22 protein-coding genes are annotated in these 24,352 nt (G+C 61.6%); 19 read left to right on the forward strand and 3 right to left on the reverse strand.

The features are described 5' to 3' along the window. The first annotated feature begins 64 nt into the window (after positions 1-64). The 3 genes from MHK00_RS09730 to MHK00_RS09740 are packed head-to-tail and all read left to right on the forward strand — an operon-like array spanning position 65 to position 2,408. Positions 65-346, forward strand: a complete 282-nt coding sequence (locus MHK00_RS09730; protein ID WP_239193036.1) for a hypothetical protein — start codon at positions 65-67, stop codon at positions 344-346. After that, positions 343-2,148, forward strand: coding sequence for a hypothetical protein (locus tag MHK00_RS09735; protein ID WP_250411567.1), 1,806 nt, complete (start codon positions 343-345; stop codon positions 2,146-2,148). The genes MHK00_RS09730 and MHK00_RS09735 overlap by 4 nt, the downstream gene beginning before the upstream one ends. Next, entirely contained in the window at positions 2,148-2,408 is a 261-nt protein-coding gene (locus MHK00_RS09740; RefSeq protein ID WP_250408740.1) for a hypothetical protein, read from the forward strand. Before MHK00_RS09735 ends, MHK00_RS09740 begins: the two co-directional genes overlap by 1 nt. A gap of 4 nt (positions 2,409-2,412) precedes the next feature. Here the strand turns inward: MHK00_RS09740 and MHK00_RS09745 are convergent, their stop codons facing one another. Continuing rightward, positions 2,413-3,246, reverse strand: coding sequence for a dienelactone hydrolase family protein (locus MHK00_RS09745; RefSeq protein WP_250411569.1), 834 nt, complete (start codon positions 3,244-3,246; stop codon positions 2,413-2,415). Between the two features lie 203 nt (positions 3,247-3,449). Between MHK00_RS09745 and MHK00_RS09750 the strand changes: the two genes are divergently transcribed. From MHK00_RS09750 to MHK00_RS09805, 12 genes are all read left to right on the forward strand, one after another. Beyond that, positions 3,450-6,254, forward strand: coding sequence for an FAD-binding and (Fe-S)-binding domain-containing protein (locus MHK00_RS09750; protein WP_250411571.1), 2,805 nt, complete (start codon positions 3,450-3,452; stop codon positions 6,252-6,254). A gap of 96 nt (positions 6,255-6,350) precedes the next feature. Next, positions 6,351-8,222 carry a glutamine--fructose-6-phosphate transaminase (isomerizing) gene (gene glmS, locus MHK00_RS09755; RefSeq protein ID WP_005322735.1) on the forward strand — a complete coding sequence of 624 codons (1,872 nt, stop codon included), beginning with the start codon at positions 6,351-6,353 and terminating at the stop codon, positions 8,220-8,222. A gap of 192 nt (positions 8,223-8,414) precedes the next feature. Next, complete coding sequence (locus tag MHK00_RS09760) at positions 8,415-9,938, forward strand: ABC-F family ATP-binding cassette domain-containing protein (protein ID WP_250411573.1); 1,524 nt, start codon at positions 8,415-8,417, stop codon at positions 9,936-9,938. Positions 9,939-10,020: 82 nt separating this feature from the next. Then, positions 10,021-11,124, forward strand: coding sequence for an alanine racemase (gene alr, locus MHK00_RS09765; RefSeq protein WP_250411588.1), 1,104 nt, complete (start codon positions 10,021-10,023; stop codon positions 11,122-11,124). Next, the gene (tsaE, locus tag MHK00_RS09770) at positions 11,114-11,614 is read left to right on the forward strand and encodes a tRNA (adenosine(37)-N6)-threonylcarbamoyltransferase complex ATPase subunit type 1 TsaE (protein ID WP_250411575.1); all 501 of its coding nucleotides are present in this window, start codon (positions 11,114-11,116) and stop codon (positions 11,612-11,614) included. Before alr ends, tsaE begins: the two co-directional genes overlap by 11 nt. A gap of 89 nt (positions 11,615-11,703) precedes the next feature. Then, positions 11,704-13,293: an aspartate:alanine exchanger family transporter gene (locus MHK00_RS09775; RefSeq protein ID WP_250411577.1), complete on the forward strand. Its 1,590-nt coding sequence runs from the start codon at positions 11,704-11,706 to the stop codon at positions 13,291-13,293. A gap of 163 nt (positions 13,294-13,456) precedes the next feature. Beyond that, positions 13,457-13,966 carry a hypothetical protein gene (locus tag MHK00_RS09780; protein ID WP_005326856.1) on the forward strand — a complete coding sequence of 170 codons (510 nt, stop codon included), beginning with the start codon at positions 13,457-13,459 and terminating at the stop codon, positions 13,964-13,966. Continuing rightward, positions 13,966-14,673 carry a tRNA (adenosine(37)-N6)-threonylcarbamoyltransferase complex dimerization subunit type 1 TsaB gene (gene tsaB / locus MHK00_RS09785; RefSeq protein ID WP_005326854.1) on the forward strand — a complete coding sequence of 236 codons (708 nt, stop codon included), beginning with the start codon at positions 13,966-13,968 and terminating at the stop codon, positions 14,671-14,673. Before MHK00_RS09780 ends, tsaB begins: the two co-directional genes overlap by 1 nt. Then, positions 14,670-15,158 (forward strand): ribosomal protein S18-alanine N-acetyltransferase, encoded by a 489-nt coding sequence (gene rimI, locus MHK00_RS09790; RefSeq protein WP_005326852.1) that lies wholly within the window; start codon positions 14,670-14,672, stop codon positions 15,156-15,158. The genes tsaB and rimI overlap by 4 nt, the downstream gene beginning before the upstream one ends. A gap of 9 nt (positions 15,159-15,167) precedes the next feature. After that, positions 15,168-16,211 (forward strand): tRNA (adenosine(37)-N6)-threonylcarbamoyltransferase complex transferase subunit TsaD, encoded by a 1,044-nt coding sequence (tsaD, locus tag MHK00_RS09795; protein WP_005326850.1) that lies wholly within the window; start codon positions 15,168-15,170, stop codon positions 16,209-16,211. 91 nt (positions 16,212-16,302) lie between these two features. Further along, positions 16,303-16,731, forward strand: a complete 429-nt coding sequence (locus tag MHK00_RS09800; RefSeq protein ID WP_005326848.1) for a hypothetical protein — start codon at positions 16,303-16,305, stop codon at positions 16,729-16,731. A gap of 122 nt (positions 16,732-16,853) precedes the next feature. Next, entirely contained in the window at positions 16,854-18,314 is a 1,461-nt protein-coding gene (locus tag MHK00_RS09805; protein ID WP_250411579.1) for a purple acid phosphatase family protein, read from the forward strand. 31 nt (positions 18,315-18,345) lie between these two features. Here the strand turns inward: MHK00_RS09805 and MHK00_RS09810 are convergent, their stop codons facing one another. Continuing rightward, entirely contained in the window at positions 18,346-18,981 is a 636-nt protein-coding gene (locus MHK00_RS09810; protein ID WP_250411581.1) for a response regulator, read from the reverse strand. Beyond that, a complete protein-coding gene (locus tag MHK00_RS09815; protein WP_250411583.1) occupies positions 18,978-20,120 on the reverse strand; it encodes a sensor histidine kinase in 1,143 nt (380 codons plus the stop codon). The genes MHK00_RS09810 and MHK00_RS09815 overlap by 4 nt, the downstream gene beginning before the upstream one ends. A 112-nt stretch (positions 20,121-20,232) precedes the next feature. Between MHK00_RS09815 and MHK00_RS09820 the strand changes: the two genes are divergently transcribed. The 4 genes from MHK00_RS09820 to groL all read left to right on the forward strand — a co-directional run bounded on the left by MHK00_RS09820 (position 20,233) and on the right by groL (position 24,168). Beyond that, positions 20,233-20,838, forward strand: a complete 606-nt coding sequence (locus tag MHK00_RS09820) for an ABC transporter ATP-binding protein (protein WP_005326841.1) — start codon at positions 20,233-20,235, stop codon at positions 20,836-20,838. Beyond that, positions 20,822-22,063, forward strand: a complete 1,242-nt coding sequence (locus MHK00_RS09825; protein ID WP_250411585.1) for an FtsX-like permease family protein — start codon at positions 20,822-20,824, stop codon at positions 22,061-22,063. Before MHK00_RS09820 ends, MHK00_RS09825 begins: the two co-directional genes overlap by 17 nt. A gap of 186 nt (positions 22,064-22,249) precedes the next feature. Beyond that, the gene (groES, locus tag MHK00_RS09830) at positions 22,250-22,543 is read left to right on the forward strand and encodes a co-chaperone GroES (protein ID WP_005322702.1); all 294 of its coding nucleotides are present in this window, start codon (positions 22,250-22,252) and stop codon (positions 22,541-22,543) included. A gap of 8 nt (positions 22,544-22,551) precedes the next feature. Further along, positions 22,552-24,168 (forward strand): chaperonin GroEL, encoded by a 1,617-nt coding sequence (gene groL / locus MHK00_RS09835; protein WP_250411586.1) that lies wholly within the window; start codon positions 22,552-22,554, stop codon positions 24,166-24,168. Positions 24,169-24,352 lie beyond the last annotated feature (184 nt).

Below are 24,352 nucleotides of genomic sequence, written 5' to 3' on the forward strand. Positions count from 1 at the left end.
TTACCGCATATGGATTTGGGGGAATACACCAGTGTCTGAGGTTTTTCTTCGCCCCTTGGAGGCGATGTCCGCACTACGGCAGGTCGTAGCCGATAACGACGAACAACGCGATGCTCACCGGGCCGAGGTGCCGGATTTTCCGGTGGCCGCGGCTGGACGCAACTTTGGCGGCCACGGTGAGCGCATTCGTGATGTCTTGGCGCGCATCCATGAGCGCGGCGGGCAGAGGTTGGATAATTTATCCGCCACCGCCCACGCCGCCCATGAACAGGTGCGCGCCTTTGCCGATTTTGATGAGTCCTTCGGCAGCTCCTTTGCGCGCGGCGGGGAGGCGGACAGCAAGTGAGTACGCTGACAAAATCCCTGCTGGAGGACTATTCCAACGCGATTTCCCAATTCCAATTCGCATGCTTGGGAAGCTACTCGGGCCCCAGCATGCCGATGAACCTACTGGGGGAGCTAGTCGGTGCGGTGGATGGCATCGCGCCCGAAAACCTGGTGAAAAACACCGTTGCGGCCGTAGGCGGTAACCGCCCGAAGGGAGGCGGGGCTGGACTAGCGGGCTATTTGCAGCAAGATGATTCCGAGGTTGCTCAAGGCGCCATGCGCGAGCACCTGTGCGGCGTGCAGGAAGATTTCGACATTGACCGCCAGGATGCTGCCCATCTCACCAGTTCGGCGGAGCAGTGCTCGGGCGCTATTGCCGACGTCGTCGATGTTTCCGACACCGCCCTAACCGAGCTCATCTCTGCGGTCATCCCACTACTGAATATCTTGTCCATGGTGGCTACCAAGCACCCGCTGGCCAGGTTTATTATCCCGATTCTTTCCACCATCGGCGGGCGCGTTATCGAAGAGACGAATCACAATATCGCTAGCACCTGCCGCGACCGCGATGATGCGATTGAGTCCTGCTATAACGAGTTTGAATCGCGCTGCGAATGCGTCTGTGAGCGCCCAATGCCGGAAGAATGCCCGACGCCGGCTAAACCTACAGGAGGTGCCTGCCCGGCACCGGTAGAACAATGCCCGGAGACTCCTACTCCCACTAAGCCGATGCCGAAGGAAGAGTGCCCACCTCCGCCCTCGCAGCCCACCGAGCCAGCCCAGGTGGAGTGTCCGCCAGAGCCCACGTCTATGCCGGAGCCCGACTCAAAGCAAGAATCCAGCCAGACCACTTCCACGCCGCCACAGCCGACGCCTCCTTCGCCACCACCAGTTCCACCAAGGGAATGCCCCGAGCCCGAGCCGGAGCAATCAGCCAAGACGGAAGTGCACACGGAGACCACTGCAGAACACGGTGCGGGCTGCCACTGCAATGAGTGCACCGAGCAATCATTTACCGAGCGACCAGCGCAGTCCCAGCGCGACGTAGAGATCACCAGGCCGGCACAGGCGGAGATCATTCCGCCGCAGGAGCCGCCAGAACAGTCACAGCAAGTAGAAGAACCGTGCCCGGAACCTGAACCTCAGCCAGAGCCGAAACCTAAACCAGACATGGATACAGAACCTGCTTCTGACTCGGGCGCAGGCGAGGAAACGCTCTGCCCTGAAAATACCGCGGAAAGTACCGAAGAATGTGTGGAAACGACCCAAACCAGCACGGAAGGCTGTGGAATTGAATCCTCCTGCAGTGGCAGTCTCGGCCTAGTCGGAGCTGGAATCGCTTTGGTAGGCGTGGGCCTCATCGTGGAAGGTGCCGCGCAGTGCCTAGAGCACATGTCCGAGGCGGATTGCCCGGTGCAAGAGCCCGAACCGGACCCCGTCCCTGAGCCTCAGCCAGAGCCAGAATCAGATCCCTGCCCGGAACCTGAGCCCGAACCCGAGCCGGAGCCGGAGCCATGCCCCGAACCGGAACCAACTGGCGATGATGGAGTAATGGCACCGCCTCCTGAGCTGTCTCAGGTAGAGGAGCCAACGCCGCCACCAGAGAAGGTCGCACATCTCCAGGCGGCCGGTCCAGCAGAGGCACCGTCACCAGCCCCAGCTTCGGCTCCTGAACCAGCACCGGCACCGGAACCGGCCCCGGCACCGCAGCCGGCTCCAGAAGAAGCGCCGGCACCGGAACCGGCCCCAGCACCGCAGCAGGAGGCGGCACCCGCGCCAGAAGAACCGACCATTAAGGCACGAAAGGCAGGTCAGTGGTAATGAATAACGACTTCGCAGAATTTGCGCAGGGCTTTCGGGAAAGGACGGCTAAACGCCTGCTGGAATTTGAAAAAACGCTGGCGAAAGCGCAAGACGAGCTAGAAAAGTCCGCGGATAAGGCCATGCAGGAGGCGCGAAGGGAGAAGGGGCAGGTGGGGCGTCGGCAAGCGGCGACGGCGCCAAGGCCCCGATATGGCGCTGCCCCGGCACGCTCAAGGAACGCGTCGGGGCAGGTGCAATCTGTGCTGCGGCGGGGCTAATACCTTAGGCGTCGCGGGTGACGCCGGCGCGCTCGGCCAAGTCCTCGCCTACGAGGCTTTCGACCTTCTTGGCGCTCGCCTCTGGATCCGCAAAGGCGTCATAGGTGGAATCGCCATTGAGGGTGGCCAGCAGGAAGCCGGTGAGCAAGCCGCGGGCGATTTCGGTAGGGCCGGACTGGAAGGCGGCGGTGCCGATGGCCAGCTTGCGCAGGCGATCTTCGGTAAAGCCGGCGTGGCTGCCCTTGTCGATGGCGCGGAAGCAGACTGGGCCATTCCAGTTATGGGCCAGCTTGGCGGGGTTGCCGGCATTGAAAATGTCTTCCTGGCCGGCGCCAATGACCAAGCCCGGGGTAGTAATGCGGCGGGCTGCCTGCACCGCAGACGGCGCGGTGATGGAAGGGTAAATCGCGGCGACGGCGGCGACCTTCTGGTTATCCAAGGCGCCAAGCACGGCCGTGCCACCACCCATGCCGTGGCCAATCATGCCGAGCTTGCCCGGGGAGACCGTAATATTGCCAGCGCCAAGCTTTACCCCAGCGGCAATCTGCAGCGCGGATTCCATATCCGCGGCCAGGTTGCGGTGGTTAGGGAAGGGGCCGGTCTCGGAATCGGGGGCTACCACGACGATGCCCCAGCTAGCCAGGTGGCGCAGGGTGGCGTGGTAATCCTTAATCTTGTGCATCCAGTCATGGCCAAAGGCCACGGCGGGCAGGCTTTGGCCCTCCGCAGGGGTATAAACCTTGCCGGTGATTCCGGCATAGTCAAGGTCGCCAACCAAAACTCGGTTGCGACCGCGCTTCGACAACGTTGCTAGATGTTTATTCAAATTCGCAGACACGCATTCCAGGATAGAGGAAGATCACCCGCCAGGCGGGAAAGGGTGCGGGTTTATCTGAGAAATGTCTGCGTAGTATCCAGCCGAGCCGCGGGTGTAGTCGAAAGGCCTTCCTAAGCCCCTCCTAACTTGCGCCCCTGTGGGTAGGGGAGTGCAATGTGTGGGCAACTACATACTCTATTTTCTGGGAAGGCGGGCTGCGGTACATGACTACCGGCGTCGTTGATGCGGAAGAACTTTCTACTCGTTATGGGATGGATGTAAAGACCGAGGTCATTGACCGCGTGGCACATGCCTCCGATGCCTCGCACTACCTGTACACCCCCAAGGCAGTCATCGAGGCTCGCTCCGCCGAGCACGTGGCCGCCATCTTCCGTGCAGGCCGGCAGCAGAATGTTCCGGTCACCCTGCGCTCCGGTGGTACCTCCCTTGCCGGCCAGGCTTCCGGCGATGGCTACCTGGTGGACGTGCGCAAGCACTTCCGCGGCATCGAGGTGCTGGATGAGGGCAAGCGCGTGCGCGTCCAACCCGGCGCGACGGTGCGCCAGGTCAACGCCCGCCTAGGCCTGCGCAACCGCAAGCTCGGCCCGGATCCGGCCAGTGAATCTGCCTGCACCATCGGTGGCGTGGTGGCCAATAACTCCTCCGGCATGGCCTGCGGCACTGAGCTCAATACGTATAACACCCTGGAATCGCTGACCTTCGTGCTGCCTACCGGCACCGTGATCAATACCGCCGATCCGGACGCCGACCGGCAGTTCCAAGAGCAGGAGCCGGAGCTGGTGGACACACTGACCCGCCTGCAGCGTCGCGTGCGCGATAACCAGGAGTCCGTGGATATTATCCGCCGCCACTTCCAGCTGAAAAACACGATGGGCTATGGCCTGAATTCCTTCCTGGATTTTGATAGCCCGGTCAAGCTCTTTGAGCACTTGCTTATCGGGTCGGAAGGAACCCTGGCCTTCATCGCTGAAGCGGTATTCCGCACGGTGCCGATTTCTAAGCTGACCACCACCACGGTAGCGGTATTTGATGATCTCACCGCTGCCACCAAGTCCCTGCCGGCTCTGCTGGATACCGGGGCGGCCACCTTGGAGCTAATGGACTCCGCTTCTATTCGCGTGGGCCAAGGCTTTGACAAGGTTCCGCAGGCCATCACCGGTTTCGATGCGGACAAGCAGGCCGCACTGCTCATTGAGTACCACGCTGACGCGGAAGAAGAACTGCGGGAGAAGGAGGGCAAGGGCTCGCAGCTTCTGCGCGAGCTGCCGCTGCAATCGCCAGCCGCCTTCTCGGCCGATGCCGCTTCGCGCAATACCGCATGGAACTTCCGCAAGGGCCTCTACGCCCAAGTAGCAGAGGCACGCCCCTCCGGTACGACGGCCCTTTTGGAAGACATCGTGGTACCCGTCGGCGATCTGGCGGATACGTGTTCTTCCCTGCAGGAACTCTTTGCCCGCTATGGCTATGACGATGCCGTGATCTTCGGCCACGCCAAGGACGGCAATATCCACTTCCTGCTCACGGACCGCTTTGAAGGCGATGACGCCATCGGTCGGTATAACGACTTCAACGAGGGCATGGTGGACTTGGTTCTCTCGGCTGAGGGCAATCTCAAGGCTGAGCACGGCACCGGCCGCGCCATGGCGCCGTATGTGCGCCGCCAGTATGGCGACGAACTCTACGCGGTCATGCAGGAACTCAAGCGGGCTTGCGATCCCACCAATACGATGAATCCGGGCGTTATCTTGGACGATGACCCGGATGCGCACATCAAAAACATCAAGCTCAACCCCACCGTGGAAGAGGAAGTGGACCGCTGCGTGGAGTGCGGCTACTGCGAGCCGGTCTGCCCGTCGCGTGATCTCACGCTTACCCCACGCCAACGCATTGTGGTGCGCCGCGCCCGCAAGCGCGCGGAAGAAGCCGGCGATAGCCAGCTCGTAGCCGAGCTGGATGAGGCCTATGAATACATGGGCATCGAGACCTGCGCGGTGGATTCCATGTGCCGCACCGCCTGCCCGGTAGGTATCGATACCGGCAAGTTCATCAAGCGCCTGCGCCGTGAGGAGGCCCAACCAGCGCAGCAGAAGCTGTGGGGCGCTGCCGCCAAGAATTGGCAGGTCGTTAGCCAAGGAGCCGGGCTGGCGCTTACCGGCGCGCACCTACTGCCCACTGAGTTGGTCAAGAAGGTCACCGACGTGGGCCGCAGCCTCATCGGCACCGATAACCTGCCGCAGTACCAGCCGGAGCTGGGCAAGGGCGGCAAGTCCCGCGGCCGCTTGGCCGGGCGCGTGGGTGACCGCTACGCGCAGACCACCGGCATTTACCTTCCTGCCTGCGTGAACACCATGTTTGGCCCGCAGGGTGGTGGCAAGGGCACTACCGATTCCTTCGTGGTTCTCTTGGAGCGCGCCGGGGTAGCGCTGGAGGTTCCGGAGGGCATCGACAAGCTCTGCTGTGGCACCCCATGGGCGTCCAAGGGCATGCAGGCCGGCCACGATGCGATGGAGCAGCGCGTGCGCGATATCGTCATGGAGGCCACCGATGGTGCGCGCCTGCCGGTCATCGTGGACGCCAGCAGCTGCACCGCCGGATTTAAGGACATGCTGGAGTCGGTAGGCATTACCGTCATCGACGCCATTAGCTTTACGGCCGATACCCTCCTGCCGCAGCTTGCGGTCAAGAACCCCGCGGCCTCCGTGACCGTGCACCCCACCTGCTCTGCCTTCCAGCTGGGCATGATGGAAGACGTGGAGAAGGTAGCCCGCGCCGCAGCGGCCGAGGTACACATTCCCACTGACTGGAATTGCTGTGGCTATGCCGGCGATCGCGGCATGCTCCACCCGGAGCTAACCGACGCCGCAACGCGCGCCGAAGCAGCGCAAGTCAAGGAAATCGGGGCGCAGTATCACGCCTCGACCAACCGCACCTGCGAGCTCGGCTTGACCCGTGCTACCGGCGAGGATTATCACCACATTCTGGAACTTTTGGAGCAGGCGACGCGCTAGTTTTCCCAGCGCACTAGCGGGCGGGGCGCTATGCCCCCGCTTGCCGACGCCCCGCCCGCCTAGAGGTTTCTTCCCCGTGCTGTAAAATCAGCAACCATGTGTGGAATTGTTGGATATATTGGTCACGCTGGTGGTGACCGTGATTACTTCGCCCTCGACGTAGTCTTGGAAGGGCTGCGCCGTTTGGAATACCGCGGCTATGACTCCGCTGGCGTAGCAATGTACGCCGATGGGGACATTAGCTGGCGCAAGAAGGCCGGTAAGGTCGCTGCGCTGGATGCTGAGATTGAGGCCCGCCCGTTGCCAGACTCCGTGCTGGGCATTGGCCATACCCGCTGGGCTACCCATGGTGGCCCTACCGACCTGAATGCGCACCCGCACGTGGTCGATGGCGGCAAGCTGGCCGTGGTGCACAACGGCATCATTGAGAACTTTGCCGAGCTCAAGTCCGAGCTTTTGAACAAGGGCTACAACTTCGTTTCCGAGACCGACACTGAGGTTGCCGCTACGTTGCTGGGCGATGTCTTCCACAACGAGGCCGCTGGTGACCTCACCAAGGCAATGCAGCTGACCTGCTCCCGCCTCGAGGGCGCATTCACCCTGCTGGCCATCCACGCCGAGCAGGCCGATCGCATCGTTGCCGCTCGCCGCGACTCGCCGCTGGTTATCGGCCTGGGCGAGGGCGAGAACTTCCTCGGCTCCGACGTATCTGGCTTCATCGATTACACCAAGTCCGCCGTGGAGATGGACAACGACCAGGTCGTGACCATCACCGCCGACGAGGTAGAAATCACCGATTATGCGGGCAACCCTGCACAGGGGAAGCCTTTTGAAATCAAGTGGGATGCCGCCGCTGCCGAAAAGGGTGGCTTCGATTCCTTCATGGAAAAGGAAATCCACGACCAGCCCGCCGCTGTGCGCGATACCCTGCTCGGCCGCTTCGATGAACAGGGCCAGCTGGCTCTCGATGATCTGCGCATCGATGAGACCGTGTTGAAGTCCATCGACAAGATCATCGTCATCGCTTGCGGTACCGCCGCCTACGCCGGCCACGTGGCACGCTATGCCATCGAGCACTGGTGCCGCATTCCTACCGAGGTCGAGCTCGCCCACGAGTTCCGCTACCGCGATCCGATCGTGAACGAAAAGACCTTGGTTGTCGCCCTGTCTCAGTCCGGTGAGACCATGGATACCCTGATGGCCGTGCGTCACGCCCGCCAGCAGGGCGCCAAGGTTATTGCCATCTGTAATACCCAGGGCTCGTCCATCCCGCGCGAATCCGATGCCGCGCTCTACACCCACGCCGGTCCGGAAATCGCTGTGGCCTCCACCAAGGCCTTCCTGGCACAGATCACCGCCACCTACCTGCTTGGCCTCTACCTGGCTCAGCTGCGCGGCAATATGTTCGCCGATGAAATCCAGAGCGTTCTGGCTGAGCTGCGCCACATGCCGGACAAGGTTCAAAACGTCATCGACGAAGAGGACCAGGTGGCCAACCTGGCCAACTCCATGAAGGATGCGGAATCCGTGCTCTTCCTGGGCCGCCACGTTGGCTTCCCTGTAGCTCTTGAGGGCGCGCTCAAGCTCAAGGAGATCGCCTACCTGCACGCCGAGGGCTTTGCCGCCGGCGAGCTCAAGCACGGCCCGATTGCACTGATTGAGGAAGGCCAGCCGGTCTTCGTCATCGTGCCGTCCCCGCGCGGCCGCGACTCCCTGCACTCCAAGGTTGTCTCCAATATCCAGGAGATCCGCGCCCGTGGTGCCATCACCATCGTGATTGCGGAAGAGGGCGATACCGCCGTGGAGGATTACGCTAACCACGTCATCCGCATCCCGAAGGCGCCGACCCTCATGCAGCCGCTGCTGGCCACCGTGCCGCTGCAGATCTTTGCCGCCCATGTAGCAAAGTCCAAGGGCTACGACGTGGACCAGCCGCGTAACCTGGCCAAGTCCGTGACCGTGGAGTAATCCACGCCGAACGGTACTAGCTAAGCCCCCTTACTTGCCGCGTTTCTTGCGTGGGAGGTAAGGGGGCTTTGGCATTTCTTTGAAGCTTGAATCTGTTATGCTATTGGGAGCAATTGTTGTCGGTGAAAGGAGTAGGCAGTGCTCGTCCGTCGTGTTTTTGCGTAAAACACTAAAGGAAGAACGGATTTAAGCATGCCTATTTTATTGAACGACCTTTCCCTTGTATGGCCCAATGGTACAACCTGCTTCAGCGGCCTAAACGGTGCCTTTTCTGGCCCTTTAACTGCGCTCATTGGGGATAATGGTGCAGGAAAGACAACTCTGTTAAACGTCATCCTTGGCAAAATCTTGCCTACTGCTGGAACGGTGGAAAAGCCGGAATCGATAGCGTACCTGCCACAAGACCTTGCTTGGAATGAAAATGATGTAGTAGCAGACATCTTCGGTGCCACCCAAGTGCTCACGGCGATTTCCGCAGTCGAAGCCGGTGAGTATGAACCAGAACTCTATGAGTTAATTGGGGAGCAATGGGACGTCGGTGAGCGCATTACCGCTGCCCTTTCCGCCGCCGGATTGGATATCCCGTTGGGCCGCCCTATCAAAAGCCTCTCTGGAGGTGAAGCGGTCCGCGTCGCTTTGGTAGCGGTGTTCTTGTCCGAGCCGGATTTCATTATCCTCGATGAACCGACCAATAACCTCGACGGAACTGCTAAGAAGCATCTGAAAGATATGTTGGTAAATGCCGCGGCGCCGGTGCTAGTGGTAAGCCATGACAAAGACCTGTTGGATGTAGCTGCCGAGGTAGCGGAATTAAGGGATGGGAACCTACGCTTCTTCCAAGGCAACTATTCCGACTACCTAGCCACGATTAATGCAGAACAGGAAGTAGCTCAAAAAGCAGTATCTACCGCCAAGGCGACTTATAAGCAGCAACTCCGCGAACAACAAGCAATGCAGACACGGATTGCGCGTGATGCGCGCCGTGGAAAGAAGTTCGCGGAGTCGAAGCGCAAACCAGGCATGACGATGAAGCTTGATAAGCAGCGATCCGAAAAGACGGCATCGCGCAGAGCGCAGATCCATTCAGGCGCAGTTGAAGAGGCCCAACGCTCTTTAGCTCGAGCTGAGCGAAACATACGAGATGATGATTCGGTCTATATCGAGCTGCCACAAACTGAGCTGCCGGAAGGAAAGCGGGTTATTTCGATTCCTGGGCTGACGATTGTCGGCCCGGAACGGGTGCGCTTGTCAGGACCAAATGGAAGTGGCAAGACCACGCTCTTAAACCGAATTAACTCCGGTGAGGCGGGCTACGTGATCGGCAATTCGGGGTATTTGCGTCAACGAATTGGATTAGATCCTTCTCTAAGCGTATGGGACGTGGTTACTAACGCGAATCCACGAGAAGATCCGCAGTTCATCCGTGATCAGCTTGCTCAGTTGTTGTTTCAATCTGACTCGGTTCATGCGTTGACAGGGACTCTCTCGGGAGGCGAAAGATTTAGGGCGGAATTCGCCAGAGTGCTCTTAGCGGATCCGGCGCCGCAATTGCTAATGCTCGATGAGCCGACTAACAACATTGATATTTCAACTGTTGATTGGTTGGTCTCGGTCTTGAAAAACTATCGGGGCGCATTGCTAGTGGTGAGCCATGATGAAGATTTCTGCTCGCGGATCAAACTTACGAGGCAAGTTTCTATAGAGGACATTGGATGAGCCGACTCCAAGGTGGAGGTATCGCGAGTCAGTGCGCCACACCCTGCCCGAATTCAGCCCAAGGGTGAGCAGTGGCACAATGGTGGGCATGCTGAAAACCACGATTGATCTCTCCGCTATTGCGCACAACGTCCGCCTCATCAAGGAAAAGGTGGGGCCTGAGGTCAAGCTCATGTGCGTGGTCAAGGCCGATGCTTACGGGCACGGCGCGGCCAAGGTTGTGCCGGTGATGGCGCGCGCCGGCGCGGATTGCTTTGGCGTGGCCACCCTGCGGGAAGCCGTGAACCTGCGCCGCGCGGGCGTGGATGCGCCCATCGTGGCGTGGATTTGGCAAACAGATGAAATCCTCGAAGAAGCCTTGGCCAATGGAATCGAGGTAGCGGTCAACTCCCTTGAGCAGGCGCATAAGCTGGTCAAGGCCGATTTTCCTGCTGAGGTGTACGTCAAGGTGGAAACCGGCATGCACCGCTCCGGTGTGGATGAAGAGGATTGGGCAGAGACCTTTAAGGTGCTGCGCGATGCCCCGCACATCAAGGTGCTCGGGCTCATGTCTCACTTTGCGTGTGCCGATGAGCCGGATAATCCGCACAATGACGCCCAAGAGGAGGCGTTCCGCACGGCCCTGCAACTCGCGCGTGAGATTGGTTTGGAATGCCCAGTCAATCACCTGGCCAATTCGCCCGCAGTGCTGACGCGTCCTTCCTCCTATTTCGAGCAGGTGCGCGTAGGTGCCGCCTGCTATGGCTTGGAGCCTATTGAAGGACGCGAACATGGCTTGCGCCCGGCCATGACCTGGTCCGGGCAGATTTTTAACGTCAAGCCCATCAAACCGGGTGAGGGCACGTGCTATGGACTCACCTGGAAGGCGGATAAGCCGGGTTTCTTAGCCACGGTGGATTGTGGCTACGCAGATGGCCTGCCGCGTGGCTATCAGGGCGACCTGCGCGTGGGCATTGGTGGGCACCTCTACCCGCAGGTAGGAAGAATCTGCATGGATCAGATTGTCGTGGACTTAGGTGAGAACCCGCATGGCGTGGACACGGGGCAAGACGCCGTGATCTTTGGCAACGGGGGAGTATCGGCCACGGATCTCGCCGCGGCAGCAGGCACCATTAACTATGAGGTTGTCTGCCTGCCCGATGGCCGCACCGAACGCGAATATATAGGAGAAGAAGATGCGCAGTAGTTTCCCGGAAGCCGGCAGCCGCGACCTATCCACGGTGGAAGACACCTATGCCTTTGGTGAAGAGCTAGGTGCGGCGCTTGAAGCCGGCGATGTAGTGATCCTGGATGGTCCGTTGGGGGCTGGGAAGACAACGCTGACGCAGGGCGTCGCCAAGGGCATGCAGGTTAAAGGCCGCGTTACCTCGCCGACCTTTGTTATCGCCCGCGTGCACCGCTCCACGGTGGGTGGCCCGGACCTCGTGCATGTGGATGCCTACCGCCTGCTCGATGAAGGCGGTGCTAATTCCGGGGACCCGCTAGGGGAGCTCGACGCGCTGGATCTGGACACGGAGCTAGAGGACGCCGTAATTATTGCCGAATGGGGCGGGGGACTAGTAGAGCAGATTGCGGAGCGCTACCTATTTATCAGCATCGACCGCGAGCCGGCAGAATATGCCGGCGCAGAAGAGGATGTTCGCCGCTTCACATGGTCTTGGAAAAATGGTGCATAACACATCCTTGTATATAAAAGTGATTTAAGTGATGAATATCCCAGACAGCTGACTTGCTCTGGGTATAACCACTGCGTAATTCTATTAAGGTGTTGAATTTTCTCGCCTCAAGTCCTTTGCTATCTCTCTTCGTCATCATGGCGGTGGGTCTAGCGATTGGCAAGATCAAGATCTTCGGCATCTCTCTCGGTGCCGCGGCTGCGATGTTTGTGGCACTGGGTCTATCTACTGCCAATCCGGATATCCAAATTCCGCCGCTGGTCTATCAATTTGGCCTGGCGATCTTCGTTTATGCCATTGGCCTCAACTTCGGGCCTTCCTTCGTCCGCGAGTTTAAAACCCGCGGCTGGAAGCTCACCGTCTTCATGCTGGGCATGTTGGTTGTCTTGGTTGCGGTGGGCTATGGCCTCATCCGTGGCTTTGGCCTGAGCGTGCCAGAAGCCGTCGGCATGTTCGCCGGTTCGCTCTCCTCCACGCCGGGCATGGCCGCCGTGGTGGAAATGGTGGGCGATTCCACCCCGGTCGTCGGTTACTCCTTGGCCTACCCAGGTGCGGTAATCGGCGCGATCCTCGTCGCCGCCATCGGCGCCAAGGTTGTCAAGGTGAACCATGAGGAAGATGCCCGCGCAGAGGGCATGATTCCCGCCGAGCTCGTGGCCAAAGGCGTGCGCCTGACCAAGAACTTCAATGACACCGCTGGGCATATCTACCGCGTTACCGGCCAGACCGTAGTGGCTACTCGTATCATCTCTGACGAGGAGCGCCACCGCCTCGCCGTCCCGGAAATGCCACTGTGCGAGGGGGAGGCCTACCTGCTCAACGGCTCCGAAGAGGCCGTCGATAAGGCCATTGAGGTCTTGGGTGAAGAACACCCAGTGGAGCTGACCGAGGACGCTGGGCTTAAATACACCCGCGTTACCGTGTCCAACCCAGAGATTGCCGGTAAATCCGTCCGCGAGATCAAGGCCCTCGACCACGGCTTTATCATCGCTCGTATCCGTAAGGGCGATAAGGACCTCGTCCCGCACCCGGACACTGTGCTCAACTACTCGGATCGCGTTCGCGTGGTCACCAGCCCGAGCCGCCTGCCGTATGTGCGCAAGTACCTCGGTGACTCTGAGGCCGCGTTGGGTAATGCGGACCTGCTGTCCATGGCCATCGGCCTGTCCTTGGGTATGCTGCTCGGCCTCATTCCGATTCCGATGCCGGGCGGTTCCACCCTGCAGCTGGGCTTCGGTGGCGGGCCCGTGGTCGTCGGCCTGCTCTTGGGCTACCTCAACCGTACCGGCCCGTTGAACTGGCAGATGCCATTCCACACCCGTGAGACCTTGTCCAATATGGGCCTTACCTTGTTCCTGGCCGGCGTGGGTACCTCGGCCGGCGCCTCCTTCCGCGATGCTCTGACGGATCCATCCTCCCTGACCATCATGGGTGTGGGCCTTATCATCACCCTGGTCTCCGCCATCTTGATCGGCGTCATCGGCATGCTGGTGCTCAAGCTGAAGTGGGACGAGGCCATGGGCTGTGCAGCCGGCATGACCACCAACCCGGCCGTCTTTGCCTATATTCGTGACCAAACCGGTACCGAGCTGGCTGGCCGCGGATGGGCCACGGTCTATCCCACCACAATTATCGGCAAGATTATTGCCTCGCAGGTATTGCTCTTGCTGTTGCTATAGCGGCAATATCTCGCGTTAATTACTCACCCACAGGGTCGCCCGCCTACACTGGCAGGCACTACCCTGTGGGTTTTGTGTTGCGGTGAACCAGGTAGCATCGGTTGCCAGAATTACCGCCGCCCGCCTGAAACTTAAACATTTTTCAAGGAGCCATACTCACCCCATGACTAAATTCGCTCGCAACCTCACTGCCGTCATCATCGCCATCTTTATCGTTGTCATGATGGTTCTTCTTGCCTCCTCCACGCTGCGCGAGGAAAACCACCTGGAGGGCAACCTCTCCTCCACGCTGGCCAAGGCGCCAAATAACTTGGAGGTCATGACCGTCATGCCTACCGATGTCTATGGCGAGGAGTACCCCGCCATTGGTTTCATCTGCCCGGGCATGCGCGAAGACAAGGTCAAAGAGGCACAGATCGATACCGAGAACATCACCTTTGAAGATGGTGCGGTGCCGGAAGGCAAGAGCTACGCGGTAGCCATTTCCCAGAGCGCTAAGCCCTTCATCGAAGAGCTGGATCCGAAAAAGGTGGAGGTGTGCGAGATGATTGACATGCAGGTCAAGGCCATGGAGCAGCAGGGCCAGAGCCTTGATGGCGGCGTTCCCATGATCCAGGGCACCCAGCCGCTGGGCTTCCAGCGCGAGGATGGCACCTGGAAGATGGTTGCCTAATGCGCGTCCTCGCGATCGACACGGCCACCACCGCCCTGGTTACCGGGGTGGTGGATACCGTCACCGGGCAGACCACCGGGCGCGTGTTGGAGGATACCCGCGCGCATAATGAGCTGCTCATTCCTACCATCACCGAGGTCCTCGCAGAGGCGGGCATGGAATATTCCGACCTCGATGCGGTGGTCACCGGCGTGGGCCCGGGACCATTTACCGGGTTGCGCGTGGGTATGGCGACGGCCTCCGCGCTTGCCGACGCCCTTTCTATCCCCCTCCACGGCATCTGTACCCACGATGCCATCGCGGCCGCCGCCGACCTCCACGTAGAACCTGCCGCCGCGGCCGACGAGGCGACCGCCTTGGTGGCTACCGACGCCCGCCGCAAAGAGATCTACTGGGCCACTTACCGCGCTACCGACTCCGGCGTGCAGCGCATTTCTGGTCCTGCGGTGACGAAACCGGCCGAACTCGAGGTGGAACTTGCCTCCACCGCCGAGGTCATCATTCCTGACCGCCTTGCTGGGCAACTTCCCGAGCGATTCGCCGCCCTCCCGCACCGCGCGGCCCATCCGACCGCGTCGGCCCTCGTTGCCGCGGCCGACCTCGAGGCAGAACCGGCTCCCGTCGTGCCGCTGTACCTGCGCCGCCCAGATGCGGTCCCGCCAAAGCAGCAACAGCTTTCTGCCGCCATCCCGAAGGTCGAGCTGTGAGGCTGCGCGAGCTAACCCCGGCCGATGCACCCCGGTGCGCCGAGCTGGAAGAGGTCCTTTTTCCAGGCGAAACTCCGTGGTCCAGCCGGATCTTCCGGGAAGAAATGGCCCAGCCCTTCAACTTCTATCTCGGGGTGGAAGGCGCGATCGAGGAACCAACGCCCGTAAAGCTGTTGGGCTATGCGGGCATCGGCATGATGGGCCCGGCCGCGGACCCGGAGTTTGAAATCCACACCATTGGCGTCGACCCCGCCGCGCAGCGCCGCGGCATCGCGCGGATGATGATGGACAATATCTGCCATATCGCGGATCTCAAGGACGCCCCGGTCTTCCTCGAGGTTCGCGTGGGCAATGATCCCGCTATTGGCCTGTATGAGCGCTACGGCTTTGCCAAGCAGGGGATCCGCAAGAACTATTACCAACCTTCCGGGGCGGATGCGCACGTGATGGTGCGCCCGCGTCAGTCCGATCGCCCAGAAGATTAAGGAGCAGTCATGAAGATCATGGGTATCGAGTCCTCCTGCGATGAAACCGGCGTGGGCATCGTCGAGCTGCGCGAGGACGGCCACATGGAGATCATCGCTAACGCCGTTGCTTCCTCCATGGAGCAGCATGCGCGTTTCGGCGGCGTCGTCCCGGAAATCGCCTCCCGTGCCCACCTTGAGGCCATGCCGCAGGTCATGCAAGCGGCGCTGAATGAGGCGGGCATCGAAAAGCCGGATGCCATCGCCGCCACCGTGGGACCTGGCCTGGCCGGTGCCTTGCTGGTGGGAGCCTCGGCCGCCAAGGCCTATGCCGCGGCCTGGGGCGTGCCTTTCTACGGCGTTAACCACCTCGGCGGCCACGTTGCGGTGGCCAACCTGGAAGGCGAAGAGCTGCCGCACTCGGTGGCCCTCTTGGTCTCGGGCGGGCATACGCAGCTGTTGGAGGTAGAGGCCGTCGGCAAGCCCATGCGCGAGTTGGGCTCTACGCTTGACGACGCCGCCGGTGAAGCCTACGACAAAGTCTCCCGCCTCCTTGGTTTGGGCTACCCGGGCGGCCCGGTGATTGATAAGCTCGCTGCCCGCGGCGAGGCCACCATCGACTTCCCACGCGGCATGTCCCGCGCCGAGGATCTGCGCGGCCCACACCGCCACGACTTTTCCTTCTCCGGGCTCAAGACCTCCGTGGCCCGCTACGTGGAACGCGCCGAAAAGGCAGGGGAGACCATCAGCGTGGAAGATGTATGCGCCAGTTTCCAAGAAGCCGTGGCCGATGTCCTGACTGCCAAGGCCGTGCGTGCCTGCGAGGACACCGGCGCCCGCGTGCTGTTATTGGGAGGCGGCGTGGCCGCTAATTCCCGCCTGCGCGAGCTGGCCGCCGAGCGCTGCGCCGCCGCCGGGGTGGAACTGCGCGTGCCGCGCTTTTCCCTGTGCACCGATAACGGCGTGATGATCGCGGCCATCGGCGCGCAGCTCATCCACGAAGGCGCCCAGCCCTCTGGTCTCGGCGTAGGCACCGATACCCAGCTGGATGTAGAAGAGCCGCAGTTAACCTAAAGTTCTTCTCGCTCGCGCTGCAGGCGGGGCAGTGGGCCGGTACTCTAAAGAGCGTTCATGCCCTCTTGGCTTTCTGAAGGAGCTTTCTCTCATGACCGTCGGTTTCCTTGTCAACCCTGATCTCACCCGCCGCAAGCTCGAGTTCGAGCTGGAGCACGCCAACCAGTTCCTGGGCGGCACCACCGAGGATCGCGTCTCCGTTGTTTTCCAGGAAGACGGCACCACCTACGCCGCACTCTACAATCCCGAAGCCAAGGCCGAAGGCGCCGAGCCGAACCCGGTAGCCTCCCTGGCACGCAACGCAGCCGCCACCGGCAACGCCGCCTTCCTGCAGGACCCCATCCGCTCCATCTGCGGCCCCGTCATTTTCGTTGATGCCGAGGGCGAAGACACCACCATCGATACCGTCATCGAATCCGTGGAACAGGGCATTCGCGCAGTGAAGAACTACCGCGAAGATAACCCGGAGGAATACACCCTCTGGCGCGCGGCCGTTATCAACTCCGATAAGAGCCTCTAAACCCCAGCCCCTCACAGGTAGGGTTCAAACGCTTTTCGCGCGCTCGTAATACGGTGTTCACATTCTTATGGTGTTCTAGGGAGCCGTACCGCTTCTTCTAAGACTCCAAAGGTGAAAACTGTATGCTTCGTTCATCGCGCTTCGTCGCCTCCTTCGCCACCGCCCTCGCCGTGGGTGGCGCCGCCATCGTGCCCGCCACCCCAGCGCTGGCCGCTGACTCGCCCATCTACCGCACCATCCTGCAACCGGGCGAGGATGAATCCCAGGTCATGGTCACTTGGCGCACCAAGTCCAAGGCAGACGAGGTCCTCGAGGTCACCGGCCCAGAAGGCACCACGACCTTCCAAGCCGACGAGCGCGACTTTGGCGCCTTGCTGTACAAGTCCCAGTTCGCCACCGCTACCAACCTGCAGCCGGATACTGAGTACTCCTACCGCGTTGGTTCCGAGGAAGGCGGCTGGTCCGAACCAGAGACCTTCAACACCGGCTCCAATGGCGATGACTGGTCCTTCCTTACCGTCGCCGACCCGCAGATCGGCGTGGACCTCAAGGTGGATGACCAAGCCGAACAGTGGCGCAAGACCATTGGTCACGCGGCTTCCCACGTGCCGAATGCCAGCATGATCTGGTCGCTGGGTGACCAGGTTGAGGGCTGGGGTGCGCAGGTACCGCAGTACGATGCGTACTTCTCCGCCCCGGAGATTCGTCACATCCCTACCAACACGGTCCCAGGCAACCACGAGACTTATAACCTCACCATGAAGCATCATGATGAGCACTTCTCCAACCCGCATCAGGCGGACGATATCCGCGACCACTACTTCGAGCGCAATAACGTACTATTCATCGGCTTGGACTCCAATGCTTCTTCCGACGTCGATATCGCCCGCCACGAGCAGTTCCTGCGTGAGGCCATCGAATCCCGTGGCGCGGATAATGACTGGATCGTCGTAGGCATGCACCACGGTCCGTACTCCCAGGGCTCGCATCACTTTGATAAGGACGTCACCAACCTGCGCGAGAAGCTCACCCCGGTGCTGTCTGAACTCAATGTCGATGCCGTGCTCTCCGGCCACGACCACATCTACACCCGCAGCCACCTGATGAAGAACAACAAGCCGGTCCTGCCTGAAAAGAAGCCGCAGCGCGGCGACGTTCTCGAGCCCAAGGATGGCGAGGCGCTGTACTTGACCACCACCACCGCGGGCGGTGGCAAGTACTACGACTTCACCGACGTGAATAACAAAAAGCACAAGGGCGCGCGCATGGAGACCATCGATCCAAAGCTTGCCCACGAGTCCACCGCCATGTGGCGCCAGGACTACACCGAGGACTACATGCGCGTGGACGTCTCCGATGACAAGCTCACCTTCACCACCTTCAACGAAGGCGATAACACGCTGGTGGACAAGGTTTCCCTCAAGAAGAAGGATCGCGGCGCTGCGCCTGCCGACGACGCCACCGACCCCGCAGACTCCACCGAGTCCACCGACCCAGACACCCCAGAGGTGCCCAAGGATCCGGAGGGCGGCAGCTCCCTGAGCTCCAGCGATATTTTCGGCGGGCTCAGCTCGAAAAAGTAACTAGCATCGCGCCTGGGTGTGGCGGGTGTGGCTAGCGCTCTGTATGGCGCAGCCACGCCAATACGGCCTTGACCCGTCGGTTGGCGTCTTCGGGCCGAAACCCGAGCTTCATAAACACATTGGAGACATGCTTGCTTACCGCTCCTGCGGTAAGAACGAGCGTGTCTTCAATTTCTTTATTGCTCAATCCTTGGGCCATAAGCCCCAGTACCTCCCGCTCGCGGGCGGTGAGCTGGGCTAAACCAGTACGCCGCGCCGACAGCAGCGCAGTTACGACCTCTGGGTCCACCACGGTGCCGCCGCGGGCGACCTCGTCTAGCGTGCGCACGAATTCTTCTACATCAGAAACGCGCTCCTTGAGCAGGTAGCCAAAGCCGCCGTGCTCCAAGAGCCGGTCGAGGTAGCTTGCCGCTACGTATTGGCTCAGCACCACCACCGGCTGGGTGGGATTTGCGGCACGCAGGTCATGCACGGCGCGCAGGCCATCGTCGGTCATGGTCGGTGGCATGCGCACATCGCTGATAATCAGGTCGAAATCTTCCTGCCCGGCAATAGCGCGCAGTTCTTCGGCATCCGTGGCCGCCGTAACGCTATGCCCCAGAGCGCTGAGTAGCTGCTCGAGCCCCGCGCGCAGCAGCGCGGAATCTTCCGCCAGTAGTAGTTTCATTCGGCCTCCTTCAGCGGTAATTCGACCTGCAGTCGGCCACCGCGTTCGCGCGCAGCCGCGTCATCTGCTGCCGAAAAGTTCACCGTTCCGCCCAGTGCGGCGGCGCGTTCGCGCAGCCCGGCGAGACCGGTGCCCGGCTCACCTGGCTTCTTGGCTGCGGGGCCGAAGTCAGCTCCGGGGCCGGGGCAGGGTCCGGTGCCATTATCAACGATGTCTAGGCGCAACGTCTGCCCGAAAGCAACCGTTACCGTCGCCTGGGTGGCCGCGCCATGCTTGGAAGCATTGGTAAGCGCCTCGGCCACCGCGTGGTAAGCCAGCAGGGCAGTGGTTTCATCCACTGAGCGCTCGGCGCCTTCGACGTGTAGTTCTGCCTCCAGTCCGGAGTGGGCGAGGAGTTCGTCGAGGGCGGGGATAAGTCCGGCGTCAAAAAGCACCTGCGGGGCAATGCCGCGCACCGTCGCCCGCAGGGAGGCCAAGGCCAATGAGGCATTATGTTCCGCATCGGCCAGGGCCGGTTGCGCCTCGGGAGGGGCCTGCAATTTCGCCGCGGCCAGGTTGAGCTTGAGTGCGGTGAGGTACTGCTGTGGGCCATCGTGCAGCTCGCGTTCGATGCGGCGGCGCTCGCCGGAAAAGGCATCGATAAGCGTGGCGCGCGAGGCCGCCAACTCCTCGGCCGAAGGGCTCAACGCCAGCCGGGTTAGCGAGGTTGACGCCAAGACCAAGAGGCGGTTAAGTCCTACCAATAAAGCCACCAGCAGCGCCGCGGTGAGCCAGCAGGTAAAGAAAATGAGCGGCCGGTTGGAGGTAGACCACCCACCAAAGAAGAATTCGGTATTTGGCACGAACGGCGCAATTGCCAGCACGCCCGCCGTAAAACCCACAGCAGTCCACGCGGCAAAGCAGGCAGCCGAAATCAATAGCTGCACAATAAGGTGATAAAACTGCTGCCAATCAAACCAGCGGCCCGCGCGCCGGGGTGGGATCTGCACACCCATCCACCGCGCACCCAACCGGCCGACAAATTCCGCGGCTCGTCCCACCAGCGGAATCCACGGCAGCATCAGCACCGAAACCACCAACGCCGGGATAAATAGCGCGCCGAGGACGAGGCTCCACGCGCAGGCTTTGAGGGTTCGCATAACCCATGAGCCTAGCCGCCTTACCCAGGGTGGGGCAGTAGAGCTAGCTCTACCATTTTCTGGGCGGCCCACTCCATGTCTTTCTTCTGCGCGGCCGAGTGGAATCAAAGGCATGTTAAAAGCAGATAACCTCAGCAAGCGCTACGGCCGCCGCACTGTGCTCAATCGCGTCACTGTGTCCATCGCCCCGAGCGAATTCGTCGCCATCATGGGACCTTCCGGCAGCGGAAAAACCACGCTGTTGAACCTGCTATCCGGGCTCGATAAGCCCACCTCCGGCCGAGTCAATGCGCCGGGGCGCAAGCAGCGAGCCTTTGTTTTCCAGGACTATAACCTGCTGGAATCCCTCAACGCCCAGCGCAATGCCACCTTGACCGCGCGCTTTTCCGGCCGGCGCCCTACACGCGGCAAGGTGGCGGAGGTCTTTGACTCGCTCGGCCTTAGCGGGTTGGAGCGCCGCCTGCCCGCGCAGCTTTCCGGCGGGCAGCAGCAACGTGTGGCCGTCGCCCGGGCACTGCTGGCCCAGGCGCCCTATATCTTCGCCGACGAGCCTACGGGCGCGCTTGACGACGCCACCGCATCCACCGTCCTTTCCCACCTGCGCGCCGCCGCCCGCGATGGCGCCAGCGTGGTCATGGTGACCCACTCGCACCTCGCCGCTGAGGCGGCCGACAGGATCATCTCCTTAGAGGAGGTGGCCCATGCTGGTGTGGCTTAAGGACTTACAGTCCAATTGGCTATCGTGGCTGGCCGTGGCGCTGACCCTGGTGGTGTCTTCCACCTCGTGCACCCTGGCGCTGGCCATGCTGGTTGCCTCCTCCGGGGCCGAAGAAAATCCCGCCGGCCCGCTGGGTGGCACGGTGCTGGGCATGGCCCTGTGCGTGGTGGTGTTGGTGACACTATCGCAGATGCGCCTTATCATCGCCGAGCGCGAGCCGGTCTACCGTTCTTGGCGCATGGTGGGCATGCCCGGGTGGATGATTGTTGCCTTCATTCTGGGCCAAGTCGCAGCGGTCAGCGCGGCTGCCGGATTTCTCGGCGTGCTGCCGGCCCGACCTCTGCTTGACCCGTGCGTGCGCGCCCTGCGCAGCGACGGCATCCCCATGCCGGATATCGCCGTTACCGGCCAGGTCACCGCCATTGCGGTATCCGTCTGCACGTCCGCGGCCCTGGTTGGTGCGCTGCCTCCGCTGCGCCGCGTGTTCCGGCCGCGTACTCCCGCACACCCGATGTGGCTTCTGGTGAAATTCCTGCTTGCGGCCGCGGCTATCGGCGGCACGGTCTACGGGTGCCTGCACATCGATGACCCGGGTGACCTCTTGTCGGCCGAGATGGGGCTCGTCATCCTCGTCGCCCTCTTCTTACCTTGGCTCATGCCCGGTATCGACCAATGGACCCGCGCGGCCGGCATCGCTGGGGCCAACGTGCGGGTGCGCCGGCACTTTTCCACCCCACACATCGTGCCGTGGGTGCTCCTCGGCGGCTTTATCGTCGCCGTCGGCTCGGGCCTGCGCTTTGGAAACGATGCAGGCGTCGGCGGCACCTTGTCCTCGTGGCAGGTCTTTGTCGCCCTTTTAGGGCCGGTCTTTGCCCCCAGCATCGTGGGCGCCGTGCTTACCTCACTGCTCATGCGCGGGCGCATCGCCTCCGATATCCGCGGCCTCACGCTGGCTGGCGCCACTCCCTCGGCCTGGGCGCGCGTGCAAGTAGGGGAGGCGGCGTGCCTCACCCTGACTGCGGCCGGCGTGGTCTGGGCGCTGTGCTTGGCGACGCTCCTCCCACTCCACCACCTGCTCACCCCACAGGTTTCCTTCGGCCGAACGCTGGTAGACGAGCTGTGGTGGCCGGCCTTCGCCGTGATTTTTGGTGCCATGTTTATCGCCGTGGGCGTCGTCAAGCTGGCGCTGGCCGGCTTTGTCCGCGCCGGGCAACGAGAGCGCTGAAGGGATCGCTGAGGGTGTCGGAATGTGGGCCGGGTCATTGTTGAGGGTTAGCAGTCACGAGGGTAGAGTGCTAATCAGGTTGTTTGACCCACAGTTGTTCACCCGCGACGACGGCTGTGCTGGACATCCACAACCGGCACGCGCGCGCCATACCGGCGCGCATACGAACACTACGGAGGAAACATCATGGCAAACATTAAGCCTCTCGAGGACCGCGTCCTCGTACAGATCGTAGAAGCTGAAACCACCACCGCTTCCGGCCTGGTTATCCCGGATTCCGCCAAGGAAAAGCCACAGGAAGCTACCGTCGTTGCAGTAGGCCCAGGCCGCACCAACGACAAGGGTGAGGTCACCCCGGTAGGCGTCAACGAAGGCGATACCGTTGTCTTTTCCAAGTACGGCGGCACCGAGCTGAAGTACAACGGCGAGGAGTACCTGCTGCTGTCCTCCCGTGACCTGCTCGCCGTCATCGAGAAGTAGGCCCACTTATGGCAAAGCTCATTGCATTCGACCAAGAAGCCCGCGAGGGAATCCAGCGCGGCGTCGATACGCTGGCTGATGCCGTCAAGGTCACCCTCGGCCCGCGCGGCCGCAACGTCGTGCTTTCCAAGGCTTTCGGTGGCCCCACCGTCACCAATGACGGCGTGACCATCGCCCGCGATATCGACATCGAGGAGCCCTTCGAGAACCTTGGCGCGCAGCTGGTCAAGTCCGTTGCGGTCAAGACCAATGACACCGCAGGCGACGGCACCACCACCGCTACCTTGCTGGCCCAGGCGCTCATCTTCGAGGGCCTGCGCAACGTGGCGGCCGGCGCCAACCCGATCGAGCTCAACCGCGGCATCGCGGCGGCGGCCGAAAAGGCCGTCGAGGAGCTTAAGGCCCGCGCCACCGCGGTCAACTCCTCCTCTGAAATCGCCCAGGTAGCCACCGTCTCCTCCCGCGACCCGGAGGTCGGCGAGATGGTTGCCGGTGCCATGGACAAGGTGGGCAAGGACGGTGTGGTCACCGTCGAGGAATCCCAGACCATCGACTCCGCCGTCGATGTCACCGAGGGTATTTCCTTTGACAAGGGCTACCTTTCCCCGTACTTCGCTACGGAGGAAGAGACCTACCACGCCGTGCTGGACGACGCCGCAGTATTGCTCGTCCGCAACAAGATCTCCTCCCTGCCGGACTTCCTGCCGCTGCTGGAGAAGATCGCCGAGACCAACCGCCCGACCCTCATCATCGCGGAGGACATCGAGGGCGAGCCGCTGCAGGCGCTCGTCGTCAACTCCATCCGCAAGGTGCTCAAGGTCGCGGCCGTGAAGGCTCCGTACTTTGGCGAGCGTCGCAAGGGATTCATGGATGACCTGGCCGTCGTTACCGGCGCTACCGTCATCGACCCAGAGGTGGGCGTCAACCTCAACGAGGCTGGCCTCGACGTGCTCGGTTCCGCTCGCCGCGTGACCATCACCAAGGATGACACCGTCATCGTCGATGGCGGCGGCACCGCTGAAGCAGTAGAGGAGCGCCGCGAGCACATTCGCCGCGACATCGAGCGCACCGATTCCACCTGGGATAAGGAAAAGCTCGAGGAGCGCTTGGCTAAGCTCTCCGGCGGCGTGGCCGTCATCCGCGTCGGTGCGGCTACCGAGACCGAGGTCAACGAGCGCAAGCTGCGCGTCGAAGACGCCATCAACGCGGCCCGCGCGGCCGTCGAAGAGGGCGTCATCGCCGGCGGCGGCTCCGTGCTGGTCCAGATTTCCAAGGAACTCGAGTCCTTCGCCGAGGGCTTCGAGGGCGAGGCTAAGGTCGGCGTTCTCGCCGTCGCCCGCGCCCTGACCCGCCCGGCCTACTGGATCGCCGAAAACGCTGGCCTCGACGGCGCTGTCGTCGTCTCCCGCGTTGCCGAGATGTCCAACGGTGAAGGCTTCAACGCCAATACCCTCGAGTACGGCAACCTCATCGATAACGGCATTATCGATCCGGTGAAGGTCACCCACTCCGCCGTGGTCAACGCCACCTCCGTGGCCCGCATGGTTCTGACAACCGAGGCCTCCGTGGTGGAAAAGCCACAGGAAGAGCAGCCTGCTGACGCCGGCCACGGCCACCAGCACTAAACGGCTACCAACAAAACCCGCCCCGCTTCCCGCGTGGCGGGTTTTGTTGTACCTAGCTAGGGCGGCGGATTCTAGTGGTCGTGGAAACACGTCTTATGTTTCGGTTGAGTTTATCAGTGCGGCCATTTTCTCGGCTGGTGTTTGAAAGCCCAGGGTTTTGCGGGGGCGGCGGTTGAGTTGCATG

It is taken from the genome of Corynebacterium tuberculostearicum (genome assembly GCF_022347385.1).
Classification (GTDB): Bacteria; Actinomycetota; Actinomycetes; order Mycobacteriales; family Mycobacteriaceae; genus Corynebacterium; species Corynebacterium tuberculostearicum_M.